Here is a 10,240-nt window from a genome sequence, read left to right as displayed (position 1 = left end):
AACCTCGGTGGCATAACGACTGCCGTTTTCCCTCTCCCCCGACCCCTCTCCCGCTTGCGGGAGAGGGGTCGGGGGAGAGGGAAAACGGCAGTCGTTATGCCACCGAGGTTTGAAAACCACCCCCTCTCCCCAACCCTCTCCCCCTGAAGGGGAGAGGGAGAACAGCAAGCAAGGCCCGAAAGGCCCGGTCTCAGCCCAGCGACTTCTTCTTCTGGCTGGCCTGGCGGCTGCGGGCGCGCTTGACGTTGCCGCCGGCGGTCACGCGCTCGTTGCCGAGCACGCGGACCTCGTTGCGGGTCGGGCGGCCGCCCGGCTTGGCGGCGGGCTTGCGCACCGTGACGGTGCGCGGCGCTGCACCGCGGCGAGCCGGGGCCATGCGGCCCAGGTCTTGCGGCTGGTTTTCCTTCAGCCGCGCCGGTCCGGGGCGCCAGACCACCAGCAGCTTGCCGATGTGCTGGATCGGGGCGGCGCCAAGTTCATCGCAAATGGCTTCGTAGATGGCGATGCGGGTGTCGCGCTCGTCGCCGAACACGCGGATCTTGATCAGATCGTGGGCGGCGAGGCTGCGGTCGATCTCGGCCAGAACGGCGCGGGTCAACCCCTCGGCGCCGATCATCACGACCGGATTCAGGCCGTGGGCACGGGAGCGCAGTTCGGAGCGCTGGGCGGGATTCAATTGAAGGGCAGGCATAGTCAGGCAGGATAAGGGCGACGCCGGTGAAGGCGGCTGGAAAGGCGGCTGCAATAGCGGCTGCAATCGCGGCTGCAAAAGCGGCCGGCAGGGCCTCTTACGTCGCAAGGGCGTCGCAACGGCGCGTATTATCCGTCAAACCGTCCCGGTCTGGCGGCGAAATCACGAGAAATGGCCAAGAACAAGTTCAGGCAGTCGTGGCTGCACGACCATATCAACGATCCCTACGTCAAGCTGGCGCAGCGCGAAGGCTATCGCGCGCGGGCAGCGTACAAGCTCAAGGAGATCGACGAGCAGGACAAGCTGATCCACCCGGGCCAGATCATCGTCGACCTGGGCGCCGCGCCGGGCAGCTGGAGCCAGTATGTGCGCAACAAGCTGGCGGCCTCGCCGCGCGCGAAAGACGGTCATATCGACGGGGCGGTGGTGGCGATCGACCTGCTGCCGATGGAGCCGGTCGCCGACGTGACGTTCATCCAGGGCGACTTCCGTGAGGAAGCGGTGTTCCGCCAACTCGAAGAGATCGTGCTGGAGGCGTCCGGCGGCAACAAGATCGACCTTGTTTTGTCCGATATGGCCCCCAATTTGTCCGGTGTGGCGTCGGCCGATGCCGCGCGCATCGAGTATCTATGCGACCTGGCGCTCGAATTCGCCCAGGCCCATCTGAAACCCGACGGCGCGTTGCTGGTAAAGTGCTTCCACGGCAGCGGTTACAGCCAGATCGTGGAAAAGTTCAAGCGTCAGTTCAAGGTGGTGGCCAAGCGCAAGCCGAAGGCCTCGCGGGACAAATCCTCCGAAACTTTCATTCTGGGGCGCCACCTGAAGTCGCCCGGCTGAAGCGGCCGGACCGCCCGGCACGGGCCTTGGCATGGCCATGGCCCGAAGCCGGGCACCATTTGAGCCGTTGCCGGTCTGATTGTCGTCCCGCATTGGCCTACGGGCTTTCGCCCGCTAGCGCTATCGCTATCGAACCGATAGGGACGCTTTTCGCCCCCCGGGGCGGCGCTGCATTACAATGCATGCAGCTATCGTTGGCAAGGCAATCGCAAAGGAGTTCGGCCTTGAATAACAACCTGTTTCAAAAGGCGGCAATCTGGCTCGTGATCGCGCTGGTGTTGTTTACCGTCTTCAAGCAGTTCGACAAGCCCCGTGCGCAGGAAAGCGTCACCTATTCGCAGTTCATGGATGACGCCAAGAACGGCAAGGTGAGCCGCGTCGACGTACAGGGCCGAAACCTCGTGGTGACGCCCAAGGAAGGGCAGAAATACACCATCATCTCGCCGGGCGACATCTGGATGGTCGGCGACCTGATGAAATACGGCGTCCAGGTGACCGGCAAGGCCGATGACGAGCCGAATGTGCTGGTCCAGGCCCTGTACTACCTCGGACCGACCCTGCTGATCATCGTGTTCTGGTTCTACATGATGCGGCAGATGCAGGGTGGCGGCAAAGGCGGCGCCTTCTCGTTCGGCAAGTCGCGTGCGCGCCTGATCGACGAGAACCAGAATGCGGTCACCTTCCAGGACGTCGCCGGTTGCGACGAGGCCAAGGAAGAAGTGGTCGAGCTGGTCGACTTCCTGAAGGACCCGCAGAAGTTCCAGAAGCTGGGCGGGCGCATTCCGCGCGGCGTGCTTCTGGTCGGCCCTCCGGGTACCGGCAAGACGCTGCTGGCGCGCGCCATCGCCGGCGAGGCCAAGGTGCCGTTCTTCAGCATCTCCGGTTCGGACTTCGTCGAAATGTTCGTCGGCGTGGGCGCGGCCCGCGTGCGCGACATGTTCGAGAACGCCAAGAAGCAGGCGCCCTGCATCGTGTTCATCGATGAAATCGACGCCGTCGGCCGCCATCGCGGGGCCGGCATGGGCGGCGGCAACGACGAGCGAGAGCAGACGCTGAACCAGATGCTGGTCGAGATGGACGGCTTCGAGGCCAACTCGGGCGTGATCGTGATCGCCGCGACCAACCGTGCCGACGTGCTGGACAAGGCGCTGCTGCGTCCGGGCCGCTTCGACCGCCAGGTCTTCGTCGGCCTGCCGGACATCCGCGGCCGCGAGCAGATCCTGAAGGTCCATATGCGCAAGGTGCCGATCGGCAACGATGTCGACGCGTCGGTGATCGCGCGCGGCACGCCGGGCTTCTCCGGCGCCGATCTGGCCAACCTGGTCAACGAGGCCGCGCTGTTCGCCGCCCGCCGCAACAAGCGCGTGGTCGACATGCAGGACTTCGAGGACGCGAAGGACAAGATCTATATGGGTCCGGAGCGCAAGTCCACGGTGATGCGCGAAGAGGAACGCAAGGCGACCGCGTACCACGAGTCGGGCCATGCGGTGGTGGCCAAGCTGCTGCCCAAGGCCGACCCGGTGCACAAGGTCACCATCATGCCGCGTGGCTGGGCGCTGGGCGTGACCTGGCAGCTGCCGGAGCATGACAAGTACTCGAAGTACAAGGACAACATGCTCGACGAGATCGCCATTCTGTTCGGCGGTCGCGCCGCGGAAGAGGTGTTCCTCAACGCAATGAGCACCGGGGCGTCCAACGACTTCGAGCGCGCGACCAAGATCGCCCGCGACATGGTGACCCGCTTCGGCATGAGCGACACGCTCGGCACGATGGTCTACGTCGATACCGAGCAGGAAGGCCTGTTCGGCAAGATGTCGTCCAAGTCGGTGTCGGAAGTCACGCAGCAGAAGGTCGACGGCGAGATCCGCCGCATCCTCGACGAGCAGTACGCGCTGGCCAAGCGCCTGCTGGAAGAGAATCGCGACAAGGTCGAAGCGATGACCGCCGCGCTGATGGAGTGGGAAACGATCGATGCCGACCAGGTCAACGACATCATGGCAGGCAAGCCGCCGCGTCCGCCGCGCGGCATGCCGGGCGCCAGCGGTGGCGGCACGCCGCCGTCGGGCGGCTCGCCGGTGACGCCGTCGAACGCACCGGCCGCGGCCTGATCCGCGACTGTCCGGTCAGAGCAGGATGGCAGCGCTGCGCCTCGCACGCTGAGCTTCGAAAGCCGGTGCCCCAGGGCACCGGCTTTTTTCGTCCCGACCCCTCGCCGCCGACCTCCGTTCCCGCTTCCCGTTTCCCGTTTTCCGTCCCTTCCCGTTTCATTCAGGACTGCAACTTGTCGACCTCGTACTTTCAGTGCGGGCGCTACCGCTTCCCGCGCGACCGCCGCCCGCTGGTCATGGGCATTCTCAACGTGACCCCCGACTCGTTCTCCGACGGCGGCCAGCACGCGAGCCGCGACGCGGCGCTGCGCCATGCCGAGCAGATGATTGCCGAGGGCGTGGACATCATCGATATCGGCGGCGAATCGAGCCGGCCCGGCTCCGCCTCGCTGCCGCTGGACCAGGAACTGGCACGCGTGCTGCCGGTGATCGAGGCGCTGCGCGACTGCGGCAAGCCGCTGTCGATCGATACCTACAAGCCCGAGACCATGCGCGCCGCGCTGGCGGCCGGCGCCGACCTGATCAACGACATCTGGGGGCTGCGCATGCCGGGCGCGATCGAGGCGGTCGCAGCGGCCGACGCGGGCCAGGCAGGCCTGTGCGTGATGCACATGCAGCGCGACCCGCAGACGATGCAGGAGGCCCCGCAATACGACGACGTGGTCGGCGAGGTCCGCGACTTCCTGCAGCAGCGGGTCGATGCGCTGCGCGCCGCCGGCGTCGACGGCAGCCGCATCGTGCTCGATCCGGGCTTTGGCTTTGGCAAGACGGTCGATCATAATCTGCGCCTGCTTGGCGAATTGCCGCAGCTGGCGGTCGAAGGACTGCCGTTGCTGGCCGGCCTGTCGCGCAAGTCGACGCTCGGTGCGATCCTGGGCGGACGGCCGCCGCAGCAGCGCGTCGCGGCCAGCATCGCCGCCGCTGTGTGCGCTGCCGAACGCGGTGCCTATATCGTGCGCGTGCACGATGTGCAGGCGTCGGTCGATGCCATGAAGACCTGGTGGGCGGTGCGCCAGCAGCGCCTGGAGCTGGAGGGCTCGGCCTGAGCGGCCGACTCGAAGCGACTCCAGCATCTGCGGTGGCCAGCACCCCACTCATTCAACACACGAACAACCGGAACCCGAATCAGAACAGGGAGAACGATCGGATGACACGTAAATACTTCGGCACCGATGGCGTGCGCGGCAGGGTCGGCGAGGCGCCGATCACGCCGGACTTCGTGATGCGGCTCGGCTATGCAGCCGGACGCGTGCTGGCGCTGGGCCAGCCGAGCACGCAGGGCAAGCCCACGGTGCTGATCGGCAAGGACACGCGGATTTCCGGCTATATGCTGGAAGCGGCGCTGGAGGCGGGCTTCACCGCGGCGGGCGTCCATGTCCTGCTGACCGGTCCGCTGCCGACGCCAGGCGTCGCCTACCTGACGCGGGCGCTGCGCCTTGCCGCCGGGGTGGTGATCTCGGCCAGCCACAACCCGTACCACGACAACGGCATCAAGTTCTTCTCGGCGACCGGCGACAAGCTGGCCGACGATGTCGAACTGGCGATCGAGGCCGAGCTCGAGGCGCCGATGCACTGCGTGCCGTCCGACCAGCTGGGCCGCGCCCGCCGGATCGACGATGCGGCCGGCCGCTACATCGAGTTCTGCAAGAGCACCTTCCCCTACGACAAGGACCTGCATGGCCTGAAGCTGGTGGTCGACTGCGCGCATGGCGCCGCCTACCACATCGCCCCGCACGTGTTCCATGAGCTGGGCGCGGACGTGGTGTCGATCGGCAACCAGCCCAATGGCCGCAATATCAACGACGGCTACGGCGCCACCGCGCCCGGCAAGCTGGTCGAGGCCGTCCAGGCCAACGGCGCGGACCTCGGCCTGGCCTTCGACGGCGACGCCGACCGGCTGCAGGTGGTCGACGCCGATGGCCGGCTCTATAACGGCGACGAGCTGCTGTATGCGATTGTGCAGGACCGCATCGCCTGCGGGCACAGCGTTCCCGGCGTGGTCGGCACGCTGATGACCAATATGGCGGTCGAACTGGCGCTGCAACGCCAGGGCATCGCGTTCGTCCGCGCCAAGGTCGGGGACCGCTACGTGCTGGAGGAACTGGGCAAGCGCGGCTGGACGCTGGGCGGCGAGGGCTCGGGTCACTTGCTATGCCTGGATCGGCACTCCACCGGTGACGGCATCGTGTCGGCCCTGCAGGTGCTGGCGGCGCTGCGCCGCAGCGGCAAGACGCTGGCCCAGCTGCTCGACGGCGTGTCGCTGTTTCCGCAGACGCTGATCAATGTGCGGGTGCAGAAGGGCTTCGACTGGCAAAACCATGCCGGCCTGCAGGCCGCGCGCGCCGAGATCGAGCCGGCGCTGGCCGGGAAGGGCCGGGTGCTGATCCGCGCCTCCGGCACCGAGCCGGTGGTCCGGGTGATGGTCGAGGCGGAGCGGGCAGAGACGGCCGAACAGGCGGCCCGCAAGCTGGCGGACTCGCTGGCTTCCTGAGTAGCGAGCAGGGCGCACGTCCGTCAGCCGCCCTTCAGAAAACGCCCGGCCCGTGCCGGGCGTTTTCCTTTGCTGCCGGGCCAGGGTGGCAACCGCTGCCAGCCGGTCTTAAATGTCACTTCAAAGAAATTTTGGCGATGTCATGGAACTGTCATAGTGGCCGCATACAGTTCGGGATGTCAAAAAACTGACATTCCCAACCATGTTCTCTGGAGGACATATGAAGCTGGTCAAGACTGCCGTTGCGGGCATCGTTTCGATGGTGGTAGCAGGCTCCGCATTCGCGGCAGAAATTACCGGTGCAGGCGCTTCTTTCCCGGCGCCCGTCTATTCCAAGTGGGCCGACGCATACCAAAAAGCTACGGGTAACAAGGTCAACTATCAATCGATCGGTTCGTCGGGCGGCATCAAGCAGATCAACGCCAAGACGGTCGATTTCGGCGCTTCCGACGCTCCGCTGAAGGACGAGGAACTGGTCAAGCAAGGCCTGGTGCAGTTCCCGACCGTGATCGGCGGCGTGGTGCCGGTGATCAATCTGCAAGGCATCAAGCCGGGCGACCTGACCATCACCGGCGAAGTGCTGGCCGATATCTATCTGGGCAAGATCAAGAAGTGGGACGATCCGGCCATCAAGGCGCTGAATCCGAACGCCAAGCTGCCGAGCCAGGACATCCTGCCGGTGCGCCGCGCCGACGGTTCGGGCACCACCTTCATCTTCACCAACTACCTGTCGAAGGTCAGCGCCGACTGGAAGGGCTCGGTCGGTGAGGGCACCACGGTCAACTGGCCGGGCGGCGGCACCGGCGGCAAGGGCAACGAGGGCGTGGCCGCCTTCGTGCAGCGTCTGAACGGCGCGATCGGCTACGTCGAGTACGCCTACGCCAAGCAGAACAAGATGACGCACGTGAAGATGAAGAACGCCGCCGGTGCGGTGGTCTCGCCGAGCGACGACGCGTTCAAGGCCGCTGCGGCCGGCGCCGACTGGAGCAAGTCGTACTACCAGATCCTGACCAACCAGCAAGGCAAGGACGCCTGGCCGATCGCCGGCGCGACCTTCATCCTGGTGCACAAGAACCAGGAAAAGCCGGCGCAGGGCGCGGAAGTGCTGAAGTTCTTCGACTGGGCCTACAAGAGCGGCGGCAACATGGCCACGGAACTGGACTACGTGCCGATGCCCGAGGCGGTCGTCAACCAGATCCGCGCGACCTGGAAGAACAGCATCAAGGACGCGTCGGGCAAGGGCCTGTACTGATCCATCTGTGGTGATCCGAAGGGAGGGCGCGCCGAGCGCGCTGCCCTCTCCCCCGGCCCCTCTCCCGCAAGCGGGAGCGGGGAGCCAAACCGAGTACTCCTGAACATGGCGACCACCTCCGATCTTCCCGCCGTACGCGCACCCGGCCGCACCGGTGACATCCTGTTCGGTGGCCTGACCCGCGGCGCCGCCATCGTCACGCTGATGCTGCTGGGCGGCATCATCGTCTCGCTTGCCATCAGTGCCTGGCCTTCGATCCAGGCATTCGGCCTCAAATTCCTGTGGACCGCGGAGTGGGACCCTCCCGCCGACGTCTACGGCGCGCTGGTGCCGATCTACGGCACCGTCGTGACCTCGCTGATCGCGCTGATCATCGCGGTGCCGGTCAGCTTCGGCATCGCGCTGTTCCTGACCGAGTTGTCGCCCGCATGGCTGCGCCGCCCGCTGGGCACCGCGATCGAGCTGCTGGCCGCGGTGCCCTCGATCGTCTACGGCATGTGGGGCCTGCTGGTGTTCGCGCCGCTGTTCGGCGAGTACTTCCAGAAGCCGCTGGCCGCCACCGTGGGCCAGCTGCCGCTGATCGGGCCGCTGTTCCAGGGCGCGCCGCTGGGCATCGGCCTGCTGTGCGCCGGCGTGATCCTGGCGATCATGATCATTCCGTATATCGCCTCGGTGATGCGCGACGTGTTCGAGGTCACCCCGGTGCTGCTGAAGGAGTCCGCCTACGGCGTCGGCTGCACCACCTGGGAGGTGATGTGGAACGTCGTGCTGCCCTATACCCGCGCCGGCGTGATCGGCGGCATCATGCTCGGCCTGGGCCGCGCGCTGGGCGAAACGATGGCGGTCACCTTCGTGATCGGCAACACCAATCTGCTGGACAACGCCTCGCTGTTCTCGCCGGGCAACAGCATCACGTCCGCGCTGGCGAACGAGTTTGCCGAGGCCGGTCCCGGCCTGCATACCGCCGCGCTGATGGAGCTGGGCCTGATCCTGTTCTTCATCACCTTCGTCGTGCTGGCGCTGTCCAAACTGCTGCTGCTGCGCCTGTCGCGCAATGAGGGCAAGAAATGAATTCGACCAGCCAAGCGACCATGTCGACCTCATCGACGTCGGCGATCCCGGCCGTCCATGCCGATGCCAACGAGGTGCGCGAGCGCCTGCAGGCACGGCGCAAGCGCATGAACGTCTACGCGCTGGCGGCCTCGCTGGCGGCGATGACCTTCGGCCTGTTCTGGCTCGCGTGGATCCTGTGGACCACGATCGCGCTGGGCATCGGCGGCCTGTCGATCGACCTGTTCACGCAGATGACGCCGGCGCCGAACACCGCCGGCGGCGGCCTGGCCAACGCCATCTTCGGCAGCTTCGTGATGGTGGGCCTGGCGACCGTGCTGGGCACGCCGCTGGGCATCCTGGCCGGCATCTATCTGGCCGAGTACGGCCAGAAGTCGGCGCTGGCCAGCTTCATCCGCTTCATCAACGACATCCTGCTGTCGGCGCCGTCGATCGTGATCGGCCTGTTCGTCTACGCGCTGGTGGTAGCCCGGATGGGGCATTTTTCGGCCTGGGCCGGCATCTGCTCGCTGGCGCTGCTGCAGATCCCGATCGTCGTGCGCACCACCGAAAACATGCTGAACCTGGTGCCCAACGCGCTGCGCGAGGCCGCCTTCGCGCTCGGCACGCCGAAATGGAAGATGGTGCTGTCGATCACGGTCAAGGCGTCGTACGCGGGCATCATTACCGGCGTGCTGCTGGCCGTGGCCCGGATCGCCGGCGAGACCGCGCCGCTGCTGTTCACCGCGCTGTCGAACCAGTTCTGGAGCACGGACCTGAACAAGCCGATGGCCAACCTGCCGGTGACCATCTTCCGCTTCGCGATGAGCCCCTTTACCGAATGGCAGGAGCTGGCATGGGCCGGCGTGTTCCTGATCACGATCGGCGTACTGGCGCTGAACATCCTGGCGCGCGTGCTGTTCAAGAAGAGCCAGTGAGCGCAACCGGCGGACATCGAGCAAACCGCAAGCCGCCCGCGAAACCACGAATTTACCTGCGAGATCCAGCATGACTTCGACCGTCATCGACATCCCCGACAGCGTCCGCGCCAAGATCGACGTGCGCAACCTGAACTTCTACTACGGACAGTTCCATGCGCTGAAGAACATCAACATGTCGATCCCGGACCGCAAGGTCACCGCCTTCATCGGCCCGTCGGGCTGCGGCAAATCGACCCTGCTGCGCACCCTGAACAAGATGTACGCGCTCTATCCGGAGCAGCGCGCCGAGGGCGAGATCAACATGGACGGCGAGAACCTGCTGACCAGCCGCAAGGACATCGCGCTGCTGCGCGCCAAGGTCGGCATGGTGTTCCAGAAGCCGACGCCGTTCCCGATGTCGATCTACGACAACATCGCCTTCGGCGTGCGGCTGTTCGAGAAGCTGTCGCGCTCGGAAATGGACGATCGCGTCGAGTGGGCGCTGTCCAAGGCCGCGCTGTGGAACGAGGCCAAGGACAAGCTGCACCAGTCCGGCTACAGCCTGTCCGGCGGCCAGCAGCAGCGGCTGTGCATCGCCCGCGGCATTGCGATCCGTCCCGAGGTGCTGCTGCTCGACGAGCCGTGCTCGGCGCTGGACCCGATCTCGACCGGCCGCATCGAGGAACTGATCGCCGAACTCAAGGACGAGTACACCGTGGTGATCGTGACCCATAATATGCAGCAGGCCGCGCGTTGCTCGGATTTCACCGCCTACATGTACCTGGGCGAGCTGATCGAGTTCGGCGAGACGGAGAAGATCTTCATCAAGCCGCACCGCAAGGAAACCGAGGACTACATCACCGGCCGTTTCGGCTGATCTTCGGCCGATTT

At 65.8% G+C, this 10,240-nt stretch carries 9 protein-coding genes; 8 read left to right on the top strand and 1 reads right to left on the bottom strand.

Annotated elements, in window-relative coordinates; translation table 11 throughout:
* Positions 1–190: 190 nt before the first annotated feature.
* Positions 191–691, bottom strand: a complete 501-nt coding sequence (locus J5T34_RS09940; RefSeq protein ID WP_149319832.1) for a YhbY family RNA-binding protein — start codon at positions 689–691, stop codon at positions 191–193.
* Between the two features lie 171 nt (positions 692–862).
* On the opposite strand from J5T34_RS09940, the gene J5T34_RS09935 reads away from it, so the two are divergent.
* From J5T34_RS09935 to pstB, 8 genes are all read left to right on the top strand, one after another.
* Positions 863–1,528, top strand: coding sequence for an RlmE family RNA methyltransferase (locus tag J5T34_RS09935; protein ID WP_208579600.1), 666 nt, complete (start codon positions 863–865; stop codon positions 1,526–1,528).
* A 224-nt stretch (positions 1,529–1,752) separates the two neighbouring features.
* Positions 1,753–3,636, top strand: coding sequence for an ATP-dependent zinc metalloprotease FtsH (gene ftsH, locus J5T34_RS09930; RefSeq protein WP_006576612.1), 1,884 nt, complete (start codon positions 1,753–1,755; stop codon positions 3,634–3,636).
* A gap of 173 nt (positions 3,637–3,809) precedes the next feature.
* A complete protein-coding gene (folP, locus tag J5T34_RS09925; protein WP_208579599.1) occupies positions 3,810–4,682 on the top strand; it encodes a dihydropteroate synthase in 873 nt (290 codons plus the stop codon).
* Positions 4,683–4,783: 101 nt separating this feature from the next.
* On the top strand, positions 4,784–6,127 hold the full coding sequence (gene glmM / locus J5T34_RS09920; RefSeq protein WP_208579598.1) for a phosphoglucosamine mutase: 1,344 nt from the start codon (positions 4,784–4,786) through the stop codon (positions 6,125–6,127).
* Between the two features lie 220 nt (positions 6,128–6,347).
* Positions 6,348–7,379: a phosphate ABC transporter substrate-binding protein PstS gene (gene pstS, locus J5T34_RS09915; protein WP_208579597.1), complete on the top strand. Its 1,032-nt coding sequence runs from the start codon at positions 6,348–6,350 to the stop codon at positions 7,377–7,379.
* Positions 7,380–7,484: 105 nt separating this feature from the next.
* Complete coding sequence (pstC, locus tag J5T34_RS09910) at positions 7,485–8,450, top strand: phosphate ABC transporter permease PstC (RefSeq protein ID WP_208579596.1); 966 nt, start codon at positions 7,485–7,487, stop codon at positions 8,448–8,450.
* A complete protein-coding gene (gene pstA, locus J5T34_RS09905) occupies positions 8,447–9,367 on the top strand; it encodes a phosphate ABC transporter permease PstA (protein WP_208579595.1) in 921 nt (306 codons plus the stop codon). Before pstC ends, pstA begins: the two co-directional genes overlap by 4 nt.
* 70 nt (positions 9,368–9,437) lie before the next feature.
* The gene (gene pstB, locus J5T34_RS09900) at positions 9,438–10,226 is read left to right on the top strand and encodes a phosphate ABC transporter ATP-binding protein PstB (RefSeq protein WP_006576607.1); all 789 of its coding nucleotides are present in this window, start codon (positions 9,438–9,440) and stop codon (positions 10,224–10,226) included.
* Positions 10,227–10,240 lie beyond the last annotated feature (14 nt).

The organism is Cupriavidus gilardii (genome assembly GCF_017598945.1).
GTDB lineage: Bacteria > Pseudomonadota > Gammaproteobacteria > Burkholderiales > Burkholderiaceae > Cupriavidus > Cupriavidus gilardii_E.
Note: the sequence above shows the minus strand (reverse complement) of the source record. Positions and strands in the feature narration are given on the sequence as shown.

Excerpts from the sequence above, each read along its gene's own strand:
- J5T34_RS09940 (WP_149319832.1), bottom strand. The coding sequence starts at position 691 with ATGCCTGCCCTTCAATTGAATCCCGCCCAGCGCTCCGAACTGCGCTCC.
- J5T34_RS09935 (WP_208579600.1), top strand. The coding sequence starts at position 863 with ATGGCCAAGAACAAGTTCAGGCAGTCGTGGCTGCACGACCATATCAAC.
- glmM (WP_208579598.1), top strand. The coding sequence starts at position 4,784 with ATGACACGTAAATACTTCGGCACCGATGGCGTGCGCGGCAGGGTCGGC.
- pstS (WP_208579597.1), top strand. The coding sequence starts at position 6,348 with ATGAAGCTGGTCAAGACTGCCGTTGCGGGCATCGTTTCGATGGTGGTA.
- pstC (WP_208579596.1), top strand. The coding sequence starts at position 7,485 with ATGGCGACCACCTCCGATCTTCCCGCCGTACGCGCACCCGGCCGCACC.
- pstA (WP_208579595.1), top strand. The coding sequence starts at position 8,447 with ATGAATTCGACCAGCCAAGCGACCATGTCGACCTCATCGACGTCGGCG.
- pstB (WP_006576607.1), top strand. The coding sequence starts at position 9,438 with ATGACTTCGACCGTCATCGACATCCCCGACAGCGTCCGCGCCAAGATC.